Annotated in this window: 16 protein-coding genes and 5 tRNA genes; 4 read left to right on the plus strand and 17 right to left on the minus strand. The window is 40.2% G+C overall.

Going from position 1 to position 14,435, the window contains the following annotated elements:
- Positions 1 to 63 precede the first annotated feature (63 nt).
- Positions 64 to 822 carry a MerR family transcriptional regulator gene (locus tag Q5O24_14135; GenBank protein ID WKY47475.1) on the plus strand — a complete coding sequence of 253 codons (759 nt, stop codon included), beginning with the start codon at positions 64 to 66 and terminating at the stop codon, positions 820 to 822.
- 33 nt (positions 823 to 855) lie between these two features.
- Here the strand turns inward: Q5O24_14135 and Q5O24_14140 are convergent, their stop codons facing one another.
- Positions 856 to 2,412 carry an ABC-F family ATP-binding cassette domain-containing protein gene (locus Q5O24_14140; protein WKY47476.1) on the minus strand — a complete coding sequence of 519 codons (1,557 nt, stop codon included), beginning with the start codon at positions 2,410 to 2,412 and terminating at the stop codon, positions 856 to 858.
- A gap of 244 nt (positions 2,413 to 2,656) precedes the next feature.
- Between Q5O24_14140 and Q5O24_14145 the strand changes: the two genes are divergently transcribed.
- Complete coding sequence (locus Q5O24_14145; protein WKY47477.1) at positions 2,657 to 3,700, plus strand: GGDEF domain-containing protein; 1,044 nt, start codon at positions 2,657 to 2,659, stop codon at positions 3,698 to 3,700.
- 33 nt (positions 3,701 to 3,733) lie between these two features.
- Here the strand turns inward: Q5O24_14145 and Q5O24_14150 are convergent, their stop codons facing one another.
- From Q5O24_14150 to Q5O24_14165, 4 genes are all read right to left on the minus strand, one after another.
- Complete coding sequence (locus Q5O24_14150; protein WKY47478.1) at positions 3,734 to 4,153, minus strand: hypothetical protein; 420 nt, start codon at positions 4,151 to 4,153, stop codon at positions 3,734 to 3,736.
- A 27-nt stretch (positions 4,154 to 4,180) separates the two neighbouring features.
- Positions 4,181 to 5,164 carry an NAD(P)-dependent oxidoreductase gene (locus Q5O24_14155; protein ID WKY47479.1) on the minus strand — a complete coding sequence of 328 codons (984 nt, stop codon included), beginning with the start codon at positions 5,162 to 5,164 and terminating at the stop codon, positions 4,181 to 4,183.
- A 43-nt stretch (positions 5,165 to 5,207) separates the two neighbouring features.
- Positions 5,208 to 5,897, minus strand: coding sequence for a DUF2786 domain-containing protein (locus tag Q5O24_14160; GenBank protein ID WKY47480.1), 690 nt, complete (start codon positions 5,895 to 5,897; stop codon positions 5,208 to 5,210).
- 155 nt (positions 5,898 to 6,052) lie between these two features.
- Positions 6,053 to 6,997: a GGDEF domain-containing protein gene (locus tag Q5O24_14165; GenBank protein WKY47481.1), complete on the minus strand. Its 945-nt coding sequence runs from the start codon at positions 6,995 to 6,997 to the stop codon at positions 6,053 to 6,055.
- Positions 6,998 to 7,223: 226 nt separating this feature from the next.
- Here Q5O24_14165 and Q5O24_14170 point away from each other — a divergent pair, with 226 nt between their 5' ends.
- Positions 7,224 to 7,649 (plus strand): MarR family transcriptional regulator, encoded by a 426-nt coding sequence (locus Q5O24_14170; protein ID WKY47482.1) that lies wholly within the window; start codon positions 7,224 to 7,226, stop codon positions 7,647 to 7,649.
- On the plus strand, positions 7,650 to 8,954 hold the full coding sequence (locus Q5O24_14175) for a cytidylate kinase family protein (protein ID WKY47483.1): 1,305 nt from the start codon (positions 7,650 to 7,652) through the stop codon (positions 8,952 to 8,954).
- 78 nt (positions 8,955 to 9,032) lie between these two features.
- On the opposite strand, the gene Q5O24_14180 is transcribed toward Q5O24_14175, so the two are convergent.
- The 12 genes from Q5O24_14180 to Q5O24_14235 all read right to left on the minus strand — a co-directional run bounded on the left by Q5O24_14180 (position 9,033) and on the right by Q5O24_14235 (position 14,430).
- Positions 9,033 to 9,281: a GlsB/YeaQ/YmgE family stress response membrane protein gene (locus Q5O24_14180; GenBank protein WKY47484.1), complete on the minus strand. Its 249-nt coding sequence runs from the start codon at positions 9,279 to 9,281 to the stop codon at positions 9,033 to 9,035.
- A gap of 11 nt (positions 9,282 to 9,292) precedes the next feature.
- Entirely contained in the window at positions 9,293 to 9,952 is a 660-nt protein-coding gene (locus Q5O24_14185) for a methionine ABC transporter permease (GenBank protein WKY47485.1), read from the minus strand.
- Positions 9,953 to 10,924: an ATP-binding cassette domain-containing protein gene (locus Q5O24_14190; GenBank protein WKY47486.1), complete on the minus strand. Its 972-nt coding sequence runs from the start codon at positions 10,922 to 10,924 to the stop codon at positions 9,953 to 9,955.
- A gap of 206 nt (positions 10,925 to 11,130) precedes the next feature.
- On the minus strand, positions 11,131 to 11,502 hold the full coding sequence (locus Q5O24_14195; GenBank protein ID WKY47487.1) for a YccF domain-containing protein: 372 nt from the start codon (positions 11,500 to 11,502) through the stop codon (positions 11,131 to 11,133).
- The gene (msrA, locus tag Q5O24_14200) at positions 11,499 to 12,023 is read right to left on the minus strand and encodes a peptide-methionine (S)-S-oxide reductase MsrA (GenBank protein WKY47488.1); all 525 of its coding nucleotides are present in this window, start codon (positions 12,021 to 12,023) and stop codon (positions 11,499 to 11,501) included. Before msrA ends, Q5O24_14195 begins: the two co-directional genes overlap by 4 nt.
- The gene (locus tag Q5O24_14205; protein ID WKY47489.1) at positions 12,023 to 12,748 is read right to left on the minus strand and encodes an alpha/beta hydrolase; all 726 of its coding nucleotides are present in this window, start codon (positions 12,746 to 12,748) and stop codon (positions 12,023 to 12,025) included. Before Q5O24_14205 ends, msrA begins: the two co-directional genes overlap by 1 nt.
- A gap of 657 nt (positions 12,749 to 13,405) precedes the next feature.
- Positions 13,406 to 13,481, minus strand: a tRNA-Lys gene (locus tag Q5O24_14210).
- A 52-nt stretch (positions 13,482 to 13,533) separates the two neighbouring features.
- A tRNA-Gln gene (locus tag Q5O24_14215) sits at positions 13,534 to 13,610 on the minus strand.
- A gap of 8 nt (positions 13,611 to 13,618) precedes the next feature.
- Positions 13,619 to 13,693 (minus strand) — tRNA-His (locus tag Q5O24_14220).
- 24 nt (positions 13,694 to 13,717) lie between these two features.
- Positions 13,718 to 13,794, minus strand: a tRNA-Arg gene (locus Q5O24_14225).
- 19 nt (positions 13,795 to 13,813) lie between these two features.
- Positions 13,814 to 13,887, minus strand: a tRNA-Gly gene (locus tag Q5O24_14230).
- A gap of 60 nt (positions 13,888 to 13,947) precedes the next feature.
- Complete coding sequence (locus Q5O24_14235; protein ID WKY47490.1) at positions 13,948 to 14,430, minus strand: metallophosphoesterase; 483 nt, start codon at positions 14,428 to 14,430, stop codon at positions 13,948 to 13,950.
- Positions 14,431 to 14,435: the final 5 nt, after the last annotated feature.

The raw sequence follows: 14,435 nt of genomic DNA on the forward strand, positions 1-14,435 counted from the left end.
TACCAAAAAAACTTGACTTTTCCGTTACGTTATCCTTTATGATAATAGCAGGAGGTGTTCAAAATGGAATACACGATAAAAGAACTGGCTGACCTGGCAGGTGTTAGTACCCGCACCCTTAGATACTACGATGAAATTGCACTGCTTTCTCCCTGCCGTTTAAATCAATCAGGTTATCGCATCTACAGCAGCAATGAAGTTGATCGGCTGCAGCAGATTCTTTTCTATCGGGAACTTGACTTCGACTTGAAAACAATTCAAAGTCTTCTCGAAGATCCGGCTTATAATCGTCTGGCTTCCCTGAAAAAACAGCTCACTGCCATGACCACCAAACAAAAACATACAGAACGCTTGATTGAAACGCTTAAAAAAACTATTTTACAGGAAGAAGGAAAAACAATCATGAAAGATCAGGAGAAATTTATCGGCTTGAAAGAAAAACAAATTGCCCAAAACGAAAAAAAATATGGCCGTGAAGCCCGTGAAAAATATGGAAATGATACCATTGATGCTGCAAATGAAAAATTGAGAGCGATGACTCAGGATACCTATGAAAGTACTGAAGCGCTTGGGAAAAAAATAAACGCCCTGTTAGAAGAAGCGGTAAAAAATAATGACTCACCTGCTGACGAAAGCGGCAGGCTAGCGGCAACGCTTCATCAGCAGTGGATCAAAGCTTACTGGAGCCAATATTCAATTGAAGCTCATCATGGACTGGTTGATATGTATCTGGCTGATGAGCGGTTTAAGGCATATTATGATAATACTATCGAGGGCTGTGCCGAATTTCTTCGCGATGCCGTCAAACACTGGATCAACTAAAAAACGAGACGCCGTGGCGTCTCGTTTTTCGTTTCAAAAGAGTTTTGTTGTCCATTGAGAGCAATCCCAGACCTGGTCAACAAAATCTTCGTAGAATTCAGGTTCATGGCAGACCATCAAAATGGCCCCGGAATAATCGGTCAACGCTCTTTTCAATTCTTCCTTGGCATCGGCATCCAGATGGTTAGTTGGCTCATCCAGTACCAGTACATTCGTCTCTCGATTAATCAGCTTACAGAGTCTGACCTTGGCCTGCTCGCCCCCGCTTAAGACCTTAACCATACTTTCAATATGCTTGGTGGTTAAACCACATTTGGCCAATGCCGCCCGGACCTCATACTGGGTATAGGAGGGAAATTCCTGCCAGACTTCTTCAATACAGGTCGTTCTGACATTCTGGTCCATTTCCTGTTCAAAATAACCAATTTCCAGTTTCTCGCCTTTTTCCACTTCCCCATCAATTGGTGGAATCAGTCCCAAAAGACTTTTTAGAAGCGTTGTTTTACCAATTCCGTTGGTTCCCTTTAAGACAATTTTCTTTTTACGTTCCATCGTTAAATTGAGTGGTTTAGATAAAGCCTCGTCATAACCGATAATCATCTCTCTCGCTTCAAACAGTATACGGCCGCTGGTACCAGCCTCCTTGAATTGAAAGCGCGGTTTCGGTTTCTCCCCAGCCAGCTCAATAATATCCATCTTATCCAATTTTTTCTGGCGGGACATGGCCATGTTTCGGGTCGATACTCTGGCTTTGTTACGGGCAACAAAATCCTTAAGTTCTGCTATTTCATTCTGCTGTCGATTATAAGCAGCCTCTTCCTGGGCCCGTTTTGCTGCAAGAACCTCTTTAAACTTCTCATAATCCCCAACATAACGAGTCAGTTTCTGATTATCCATATGATAAATAATATTGATCACTGAATTTAAGAAAGGCAGATCATGGGAGATCAGGATAAAGGCATTTTCATAGTCATTCAAATAACGTTTGAGCCACTCTATATGACCTTCATCCAGATAATTGGTTGGCTCATCCAAAAGCAGAATATCTGGTTTTTCTAAAAGCAGCTTGCCCAAAAGCACCTTGGTTCTCTGACCGCCACTTAATTCGGTAATTTCCTTGTCCAGCCCAATATCACTTAAACCTAACGACCGTCCAATTTCTTCGACCTTGGAATCAATCAGATAAAAATCATGGAATTCCAGCATATCCTGAAGTGTTCCCACCTCTTCCAGAGCTGCTTCCAGATCTTCCGGCGAGCAGTCTCCCATTTCTTCGTATAATATGCCAATTCTTTTTTCAATTTCCAAAAGAAAATCAAAGGCAGAAGTCAGAACATCCCGAATACTCATCCCTTCCTTTAAGTTGGCATGCTGATCGAGGTAACCTACTCTAACATTCTTTGACCATTCAACCTTACCTTCATCGGGCATAAGTGCTCCGGTGATTATATTCATAAAAGTGGATTTTCCTTCTCCGTTAGGGCCGATCAGTCCAATATGTTCCCCTTTAAGCAGACGAAACGAAACCTGATGAAAAATTGCCCGGTCACCAAATCCATGAGAAAGCTTCTCTACATTTAAAATACTCATTTCTTAAGTTATTTCTCCATTTCCTTTTACTTCTTTGCCGAAATCATAAGCCGTCCTTTTTACAGGCTTGGCCTTTACCGACAGTCAACTTCTTATTATACCGGATGTAGGTTAAGGAATCCAGCAGTTTACCTTGATATTAAGAAATTGAAATTTATTTTTTATTTTTTTTACGCTAGCTGAATATTTTTATTAAAATATGCTATCTATATTAATAAATCGGTTTTTTTATAGGAGGTATGACATGAACTATCTTCAGGATTTACGTTATAAAGGGCTGCTGTTACTTCAGTATTTGATTATACTAGGCTCACTCGCTGCGACCCTCATAGCCATTATCAATAGTCGCCAGTTTAGCAGCATTATTATCAATATTATTCCTGGATTAATCATTCTTATCATTATTTTCTTGCAACGGGCAAATCGCAAAAGACATAATTGGGGCCGCATCTTTACACTTGTCGTATTAAACCTCTTGGCCCTCCCCATTCTCTGGTATAATTCCCCGGGGGTCAATAGTGCAATCCCCTTATATTCTCTTATGATAATCATTTTATCCGCCTTTTTTGCAGAAAAAATGATTGAGTTTTTATTGCCTTTAGCCGGTCTTGGAGTTTCCGTATTCATGATTCGATATACCTTAATTAATCCAGATTTTTTTTCGCAGTTCCCAAATCATGATACATATATATCTACTTTTATGATCAGTTTTATTATCGTTTCAGGCATCATTATGCTTGCTGTTTTTCTCATTAACAAATCATTTCAAAAAGACAATGAAAAGTTTTTTAACATGTCTATCACTGACGAATTAACGGGACTATATAACAGAATATACTTTTTTAAATCCGGCCTTGAAGCTTTTGAGGACTTTATCCGATACAGCACGAAATTTACTGTACTGATGATTGACCTGGATAGCTTAAAAGAAGTCAACGACCAGCACGGTCATTCGGCAGGTGATCTTGTTCTTGAAGAATTTGCGAGAATACTGTCCGATACTTTAAGAACAGTGGATATCCCCGCTCGAATTGGTGGTGAAGAATTTGCTGTTATTTTAAAAAACACCGATCTAAAGCAAACGGCCAATGTTGCCGAAAGGATCAGAGAAACTCTTGAAGAAACAGAAATAAAATTCAAAAAAGATATCCTTAAAATAACCTGCAGTATTGGTGGCCAGCAGGTAAGCTCTATGTCTAATTCCTTCGATGACGTCCTTCTTGAAAGTGAGAAAAAGATGACTCAGGCTAAAGAAAAGGGCCGAAACAAAGTAATCTTAAAACTCTAAGCAAATCTGCCGCCAGAATATTTCGCAAAATAATCAGCTGAATAAGTGCGGCACCAGTAAGTGGATGGCAATTCCGACAAAAATAAGCAGGGCAATGGTTCTGTGCATGATGAACCAAGCCCCTTTTCGCGGACGTTTTTTAATGCTGGCATAGATCCCCAGGCACACTTGACTCAACATCAGAAAAGCTGCCATGACGCCAGTTAAATTGATCCCAAAACGTGAATATTGAATTGCAAAATGCGACAACAGAAAAATCACTGTTGCCATTCCAAAAATTTTGTGATTTTTAACAAACACCGTCATTAAAAACTGCATCAGTTTTTTGGCCGTTTTATTCCTGGCAATCACCTTACCAAATCGTTTATTAATAAACTTTAAAACAAAGTTTAAAAGTGTCGCACCATAGGCAAAAATCAGCAGCCAACCAATCAGTTCCCCCAATTCTCTCAATTAATTTCCCTCCATTTCATCAGCTTTTTACACAATAATCAAAGGGTTCTCTCGCCCTGCTGCCATATCCAATAAACAGTTGACCGTATTCTGAGCCATACTCTCAACTGTTGTTTCGGTGTAAAAGGCAGTGTGCGGTGTCAAAATAACATTTGGAAAAGACCTGAGCATTGCCATCTGACGGTTGTTGATACAATCACCGGAGCGATCAATATAATAAAGATTTTTTTCATCTTCCAGAACATCCAAGGCTGCTGCAGAAACACCGCCTTCGAGCAGAGCCTCAATCAAGGCATCTGTATCAATCAGGTTTCCACGGGCCGTGTTAATTAAAATCCCGCCGGTTTTCATCATTTCAAAAGCCTTTTTATCAAACATATGCTGAGTTTCCAGCGTTGATGGCGCATGCAGGGTGACCACATCACTCTCGGCCAACAGTTTTTCAAAAGATACGTATTCGCAAAGCTCGGCCACTTCTTTGTGGGCACTTGGAGAATAGGCCAAAATACGACACCCAAATGACGAAAGATACTTTATCACCGTCCGACCAATCATCCCGGTTCCAACTACCCCAATCGTAGATTCCCCAATACTTTTTCCAACCTTCCCCTTAAGGGTATAATTCTGAACCCTCGACTGCTCCATAATAAAAGGCATTTTTCGCAGACACATGAGAATCAGCATAATGGCATAATCCGCCACTGCTTCCGGCGGGTATGAAACATTCGATACATGAAGATTCAATTCCTGTGCCCGTTTCAGATCAATATGGTCATAACCGATGGATCGAGTTAAAAAACAAGACACACCCGCCTGATGAAAAGCCTCCAAAAGGCCAGCATCCATTTTTGTTGGCGTAAAACTGACGCCATCATAGCCTGCTGCCAGATGGACATTTTGAAGGGAAGGATACGCTTCAGTATAATCATAGTCAATCCCTTTTTCTTTGCACAATACATCAAAATACTTTTTTTCATCAAATTCTCTAAAACAATATAAAAATAATTTCAATTTCCCACCTTTTCGTTCCTTATATGTCTCCTCTGATTCACCCTCAATTTCTTCGCCGCTTATCTGGCTCTACAAGCTTATCTTCCGTAGTAAAGCTCCGGCCTTCTTCATACCCTTGAGCATAAAATTGATGATGATAAACCTGATCCTTATCCTGATGTGGTCGGTGATGAAGAGGCTTTAAAATTTCCTTAACTTCTTCGGGAACCGCTATCACTAGTCCCCATTCCAGATTTTCTGTTTCCTGTATTGTATAAGCATCCTCGAGCCCTTCATAAAAGCCTTTTCCATAACTTTCACAGGCATCATTGATCGTTTTTGCTGCTACGTCCTGTGAAGCCATCATTTTTTTTATATTTTCAAGATTAGACCGCACACAATCTACAGCATAAGCATAGATACTGCTACAGATTTGTGCATCCTCTTCATAACCATAAAAAATAATATAATGGGTATCTGTATCATCTGGTGTAAACAGATAAAATACACAACAGTTATTTTCAGCTATCACATCTGCCAGGCCAGCCATCCAGTGCTCCTTATCCGTTGTATAAAAAAGCTCACTATCAACCTTAATTGGCTTTTGATCAAATCGTATAATATCACGATCTGTCAATTTATACTCAACCATTAACTTTCTGGCTTTTAAAATTGCATTATTCGCTTCATTCTGGTTAGGACTGGTTCCCAAGGCCAACAACTTTTTTATCCGTTCTCGAATATTTGTATCCATTTTAACACCTCTTAATTCTTCTTGGACACTCACAAATTAACGCAAATTAAAATAATTCTTATATAGTATTTTATTTGTATTATAAATTTCTGTCAAGAATCATTATAAAAGACGTTCTGTTTTTAGAAAGAATTAAGCCACTTTTTTAAAAATCATCAGTCCGGTAAATCAATCGATTTTTCCTCAACTGCTCCTACCATAGTGCATTGATTTCTACCATTTTTTTTCGACGTGTAGAGGGCTTCATCAGCAAGATGAATGAAGTCATCACCTTTTTCAATCCCGTTCTCATTAACAATCATCTGGTTTAAAAGTCCCATGCTGACTGTCAGCTTTATTTGATGGGTATCCTTACAAAAGATCAGCTCTTCTATATGAAGCCTTAATGCTTCCATCCGCTCTTTTAGCATTTTGGAGGATATTTTTTGCATAAACAATAGAAACTCTTCGCCACCATAACGAACAACCCAATCGGTTTCTTCGCGAATCCAATTCTTCAAAACTGTTGCAAGCTCTATCAGAACCTGATCGCCAGTTGGATGTCCATAGTCATCATTAATATGTTTGAAATAATCCACATCGAGCATCACAATACTAATCGGATACTGGTCCTGATAGGCTTTAATAAGCTCATAGGGCAGCCTTTCTCTTAAAAAACGCCGATTATAAACATTTGTCAGTCCGTCTGTAACTACTTCCTGATTCAATTTCTTAAGTTTTTCCATGATCTTTTCGCTGGTTTCGTCTCTCATCCCTTCCAGCAGATGTTCATTGGTTACATCCCGCAGCAGTTCTAAAACCTGTCTTTTGGATGGATCAGGTATAGCCGTAACCATGTATAATTTCTCATCTGTATACTCAAACTTCATTACCGTCCGATTTTCCTGTAATGCCCGAGTCGAAATACAGTTCTCGCAGGTTCTTCCAAAATCCCAGATATCATAGCAACAGGAAGGCTTTTCATTTTCCACAAACTCGTCATCAATCACGCTTTTTTCCAAAGGATTAACAACCCGAATGGCATCATAAACTTTTAACAGCAGACTGGTATCAATTGAATTTTCGTTCATCATCTTATGCTCCGACTCTTTTTTTATCATTTTACCACCTATTGTAAAAACATACCAGCCAGATCTATATTTTAAAACACCGCAATTTGAAGCCAATCTTTTACCAGGCCTGATAGAAATTTTTTTATCCAGAAAACAATTACAATCCAATTTATCTCTTTAATCACAAATTTTCTACTGGATTCACTGACTGTCTTGCCTTATAATAATAGTTAGATTTCTAATTATTAGTATTCAAATATAAAGGAGGGTGGTAATGAAACTATCTTTTCACTATTTACTGATGATCAATCAGGCGCTATTTAAAAAGAGAGTCATCTCCAGGTTATCCGGTTCCGATCTGAGTTCCGGTCAACCTAAAGTTTTAGACTATCTTTCTCAGCACGACGGCAGCATCCAAAAGGACATCGCTTTTGGCTGCCAGATTGAGCCGGCTACTCTGACCACGATTATTAAAAGCATGGAAGATCAGAATCTCGTCGAGCGAAGAAGTATAAACGACAATCGTCGCAGTAATTTTGTTTACCTCACATCATTGGGACGGGAAAAATCAGCTCATGTCAACACAATTTTCAAGCAGACCGAAAGTGATGCTTTTAAAGACATTTCAAAAAAAGAACAGGAAGATTTTCTCAAAACCTTTCAGAAAATCTGCCACAATCTGACAGAAACGGAGCACTAAATGAATCGCCAAGAACTCTTTAAACGTTATTTAATCTTTTCAATCGGTATTATTATTAATTCATTCGGAATCAGTTTGATCACTAAAGCGAATTTGGGAACTTCACCCATTTCCAGTCTTCCCTTCACCCTAAGCCTGGGATTTTCGCCTACTCTAGGAACTTTCACCCTCTACATGAGTATTATTCTGATTGTCCTGCAAATTATTCTGCTGCGAAAAAATTTTCCAAAACACTATTTCCTGCAGATCCCTGTTTCCATTCTTTTTTCAGTTTTTATTGATTTAAGTATGTCTTTTTTGACATTCATGAATCCAGTCAATTTTATTTTCCAATTTCTTTTCCTTGTTTTAGGCTGTCTCATACTGGGTTTCGGTGTTTACCTGGAAATGGTGGCAGATGTGGTTATGCTGCCCGGTGAAGCTTTTGTCAACGCGGTATCTATTACCTTTAAAAGTGATTTTGGAAAAACAAAGGTTTTATTCGATACATCAATGACCATCTGTGCCATTTTACTAAGCTTTATCATTTTTAATCATCTGGAAGGCGTTGGTATCGGTACCGTCCTTGCTGCAGTTATGGTTGGGATGGTCGCCAGGTTTCTCAAACGACAGATTCAATTTATTCCTAATTTCATTAGTCAGAAAAGCCATTCAGAGCCGCTTCCCCAGGAATTTTCAAATCCCGGAAAAACAATCATCACGATCAGCCGCGAATATGGCAGTGATGGCCGCAAAATTGGCAAAGCCTTATCCGAACTTCTTGCTTATGACTATTATGATAAAGAAATAATTGAAATGACAGCACAAAATTTCAATCTCCCGGAAGCTGAGGTAGCCGCAAACGAAGAAATGATGCATAATCCGCTATTAAACGACCTGCTGGCATCCTACAATGAACTTGAAAAAGACGCGACTCTGCTTGATAAACTTTACCAGGCCGAAACTGAAATCATCCAAAAAGCCGCTGATAAAGGGAATTGCATCATCATTGGCAGAAGTGCAGATTATATTTTAAGAAACTATAATAACTGTATCAATATCTTCATTTATGCCAGCGACACTTATAAAATTTCGAATATCATGAATCGTGAAAATTTAAGTCGCCTTGCGGCCCAAAAACATATGCGCACTATTAATAAACGAAGATTTATCCACTATAAGTACTATACCGGCCAGATTTTTGGCCTTTCAAAAAACTACCATCTTAGTCTTGATATTAGTAAACTTGGTTTTGAAAAAACACTCCAGCTCATCGAAGACTATTTGTCTATAACCAAATCGCAGGAAATAAAACTCAGCGCCTAAAATAAAAATTTTTACAAAAAAAACACCGGACAGCCGATAAAAATCTCTGTCCGGTGTTTTTTACTTATTGATAAACTATTATTTTTTTATCATATTGATTACAATCAGAAGAATGGCTGCTCCCACAAAAGAAACAAAAATGCTCCATAAATTCAATCCACTTACTCCAGCCTGTCCGAAGAAGGAAAATACCCAACCGCCAATCACTGCACCCAGAATCCCGACAACAATATTTTTGAGCAAACCCATATCTTTATTATTGCTGGTAATAATACTGGCCAACCAACCGGCAATGCCGCCTAAAATAATCCATGAAAAAATACCCATCTGTTCCTCCTCTATTTTCGTTTATCCGATTGTCGGGCAATTCGCATACCCACTTCCTGAAAAAACTGCACAATTAAAACCAGTAACACAACAGTAACAATCATTACACCCGTTTCATAACGGTAGTATCCAAAGCGAATGGCAATATCGCCAAGTCCGCCGCCGCCAACAATCCCCGCCATTGCCGAGTATCCCAGAATGGTCGTCACTGCAATCGCCGCACCCATTAAAAGCGAAGGTTTTGCTTCCGGTATCAGGACTTTCGTAACAACTTGCAGCGGGCTGGCCCCCATTGACAATGAGGCTTCAACAATACCCTGATCAACTTCCTTTAGTGAAGACTCCACAAGTCTGGCAATAAAGGGTGCTGCCGCAATTACCAGCGGTACTATCGTTGCGGTTGAACCAATACTCGTTCCAGTAATCAGACGAGTTAGGGGAATCACCGCGATTAGCAAGATCAGAAAAGGAATAGAGCGGGTAATATTAACAACAATATTTAAGACCAGATTCAGGGCCTTAAAAGGTTTAATTCCGCCTTCTTCACTGGTTACCAGAAGAATACCCATCGGTATTCCTAATACGTAGGCAAGCAGTGTTGAGGTTAAAGTCATATATAACGTTTCAAAAATCCCCTGAATAATTAATGGTGTCATTGATGAATCCCACATTTAATTCACCTCCTCGACCGTTATTTGATGGGCTGTTAAGTAAGAAAGTGCTTTGTTTCGTCCTCTCTCATCATCGCCAAACTGAACCACCATCTGTCCATAACTGACACCGTCTATATGCTGCAGCTCTGCATGAAGAATATTAACCAGACAGTTAGTTTCAAGAACCATTCTGGCGATGACCGCCTGGCTGGCCGATTTTTCATCGAAGACCAGTCTATAAGTCTGAGCCCCCATGTCCATCTTAACATCATCCCGTTCCGGCAGAATCATTTTTCTGGCAATCTCGGTCTGTGGATTTCTAAAAACTTCCTCTACAGTCCCTTCTTCAGCAATATGACTTTTGTCAATGATTGCTACATGACTGCAGATTTCCTCCACTACACTCATTTCATGGGTGATAATGACAATTGTAATCCCCAGCTTTTCATTAATTTCTTTTAAAAGATTTAAAATAGCTTTGGTTGTTGAAGGGTCAAGCGCTGAGGTCGCCTCGTCACATAACAAAATCTTGGGGTTATTAGCCAGGGCTCTGGCAATGGCAATTCTCTGCTTCTGACCGCCCGAGAGCTGCGATGGATAAGCTTTTGCTTTATCTGCCAGCCCGACAAGTGAGAGAAGCTCCTTTGCCCGTTTCTTTGCCGCTTCTTTCTCTACACCGGCAATTTCTAATGGAAAAAGAATGTTTTGCTCAGCCGTCCGCTGGGATAAAAGATTGAACTGCTGAAAGATCATCCCAAGAGAATAGCGGACCCGTCTCAGCGCCTTTTCTTCGATACCGGAAATATCTTCACCATCAATAAATACCTGTCCGCTGGTTGGCTTTTCAAGTAGATTGATACATCGAACCAGGGTACTTTTGCCTGCACCGCTCATGCCGATGATTCCATAAATTTCCCCTTGGCCAATTGTCAGGTTAATATCATCCAGGGCATTTACCTGACCGTCTTTGACCTTAAATGTTTTTTTCAAATTCTTTATTTCGATAATCGGTTGGTTCTTTTGCTTCTCGATATGATTCACCTTCTTATAATTAATTAACCGCCTGATTTAATGACACTTCCAAAAACTTTAAATAAATGATTAATATAATGAGCTGTCTTGATTTAAAAGTTTATGCAAACGAAAATAAATTCAAACCCTTCTGATTATAAACAAGTTTCACAAATTTTTCAAGCTTATTGTATCTCAGTAATTTCAGCGCCAAAAGGAAATAGCGCCAACATGGCAAACTTGAACCACTGAAGCCCAAAGGGAATCCCGATCAGAGTAATACAAAAGACCACGCCCAATACAGCTGAAGCAACAGCCAGCTCCCAGCCGAATAATATAATCCAAAAGACATTAAGAATAATCGAGGTTGTCTTTAAATTCGGATATTCTATAGTTCGGCCAAAAGGCCATAAGACCAGTTTCGCCATCTTAAAGGCCTGCAGACCAAAAGGAATTCCAATAATTGTGATACAGGCGATAATTCCGGCTAAAAGCCAGCCCAGGGCCATAATAAAACCGCCAAAAATCACCCAAATAATATTTCCCAGTATTCTCATGTTTTTTCACCTCCTATGTCTTTCGCCTTCCTGGCCATTTCAAAGTACTTTTTATCAATATGGCAATAACCGCCGGGATGCTTATCCAGATATCTCTGATGCGAATCATCGGCTGGTGCATAATTTTCAAGCGGCAACAGTTCAATGACTACCGGATTCTTAAATTTCTTTTGCAGATTGTTCAAAGACTCCTGAATAACCTCTATATCAGCAGAATCCGTGTAATATATACCGGTTCGATACTGGGTTCCTGTATCAGGTCCCTGCCTGTTCAGTACCGTTGGGTCGATCACCTGATAATACATTTCCAGTAAGAACGGAAGTGACACGCTTTCGCTGTCATAGACGATATAAACAACTTCTGCATGACCAGTATTACGGTAGCAGACATCTTCATAACTTGGATTAGACGTCTTACCATTGGCAAATCCAACCTGAGTTTTTTCTACTCCTCCGATTTCCTGAAAATATTTTTCAAGTCCCCAAAAACATCCTCCTGCCAGAATAATTTCTTTTTTCATTATTTTGCCTCCTTTATGAAAGAATCTATCAGGAAGTCCGTTATCGACTGCTGCTCTGTTCGTGAAATGGTCCCTTCACTGTCACCTTCCTGTAATCCATAATCACCAAAATAAGAGTGATTACCACCGGAAATATTTTCAAACTGTGTAGTGTCTGCCCAGCTGGCAGATTCAAAGGACTGACGGTTAATAATCCGATCCTCCGAACCAGTGATCGCAAGATAAAACAAACCTGTGTCCTCTGGACTCTTGTTAGGATATGCCCCCATCAGGACAACCCCTTTAACCAGATCCGGATTTGAAACCGCAAAATCTGAAGCCATAGACCCTCCCAGGGAATGACCACCAATATACCAGCTTTCGATTGTACTCAGATCTTCTTCTGCCATCACTTTGTTAGCTGCTTCCTGGTTAAACACTGCCAGATTAAAAGGCATTTTGGCGATCACTGTCACTACACCCTTTTCGGCTAGACTTCTCATCAGGGGAGCGTATGCTTCAGGTTCAACTTTGCCGCCAGGATAAAAAATGAAACCAGTTGAAAGATTAGTTTCCAACGGAATAAATATAAACGAATCCGGCGTTTCTTCAACTTTAACAGTCTTATCTGACGTAAGCGCCTGAACCGCATTTAAATCGGCACGATAGAAATCCCCCAGATAGGTCAGCATCATTAATAGTAGACTATATAATACTACTAGCATAACTTTTAACATTTTTTTCATAAATAATTCTTCCTTTATCTCATTATTTCTTTTATACCTGTATTACACTTAAATTACCACCTTAATATAGTTTATACATTATTTTATCCAAAACAACTTAATTTATCGATAATTTAATACGTCTTGATATCAGCTGCTCACCCGTCCGGTAACTCGGTTCCGCTAACGCTCCACCTTATCGCGTCAGTCGCCTTATGGCTCCTTCTTCTATAAAATCACATTCTTCGTTTTCTTTTTGATTTACTGTCCAGCCACTCTTTCATGCGGCTACTCGGTTCCGCTTACGCTCCACCTCGTCGCGTCAGTCGCCTTATGGCTCCTTCTTCTATAAAATCACATTCTTCGTTTTCTTTTTGATTTACTGTCCAGCCACTCTTTCATGCGGCTACTCGGTTCCGCTTACGCTCCACCTCGTCGCGTCAGTCGCCTTATGGCTCCTTCTTCTATAAAATCACATTCTTCGCTTTCTTTTTTGATTTACTATCCAGCCACTCTTTCATGCAGCTATTCGGTTCCGCTAACGCTCCACCTCATCGCGTCAGTCGCCTTATGGCTCCTTCCTTCGAAAATAAAAGAGAAAAGCCAGGAAACAAACGCATTTGCTTCCTGGCTTTTCTCTTTTATTTTCGAGCCGCATGGCTCGTTGATAAACGTAAATGGTGACCCATGGGCGACTTGAACGCCCGACACCCTGATTAAAAGTCAGATGCTCTACCAACTGAGCTAATGGGTCATGATATTATTTTTTATGCTTATATTAAGTCAACTGCTACCATCAGAAAAACTGGCAGGGGTAGCAGGACTCGAACCTACGAAATGCCAGAATCAAAATCTGGTGCCTTACCGACTTGGCTATACCCCTAAAATAAATGGGGTGGATGATGGGACTCGAACCCACGACAACCAGAACCACAATCTGGCGCTCTACCACTGAACTACACCCACCATATACATAACACCTATTCTAAATGGCGCGCCTGCAGGGATTCGAACCCCGGGCACACGGCTTAGAAGGCCGTTGCTCTATCCAACTGAGCTACAGGCGCTCACGTTTTTAAACATAAATGGAGCGGGTGAAGGGAATCGAACCCTCGCGACTGGCTTGGAAGGCCAGGGCTCTACCACTGAGCTACACCCGCAACGTCTCTTGAAGACAAGATTTAGTATACAACAATAGCAACCCTCTGTCAACACTTTTTTTATTTTTTTAGACTAATTATTTCTCCATCTATTTGATCCCCGTTTATGCTAATAATACCATAGGTTTTTTCGCCACTAAGCCTTGGTGCTCCGACACTTCCGGGGTTAAAAAGCATTATTTCTCCGTCATCTGAACTATATGGATGATGGGTATGGCCAAAAAGCACGATTCGGGCATTTCTTTCTCGTCCACGCATTGCCAGGCGGTATAAGTCGCTCTTGACACCATAAGTATGGCCGTGACAGGCAAGAATCGCCACTCCTTCTATAACCAGCAAGATTTCATCTTTGCCGGCCTTTGCGTATCGATCCATATTTCCTTTTGCTAAATAAACAGGAGTATCTGTCAGAGTTTTTAAATACTCACCATCCTCTACATAATCCCCCAGATGAAATAGTATATCCACATGACCCATTGCTAAAAGTGCCTGTTCAAGATCATGAAGATTTCCGTGACTGTCACTGACTATTCCAATTCTCATATCAA

The sequence above is a fragment of the Eubacteriaceae bacterium ES3 genome, assembly GCA_030586155.1.
In the GTDB taxonomy this organism is placed as follows: Bacteria; Bacillota; Clostridia; order Eubacteriales; family Eubacteriaceae; genus Acetobacterium.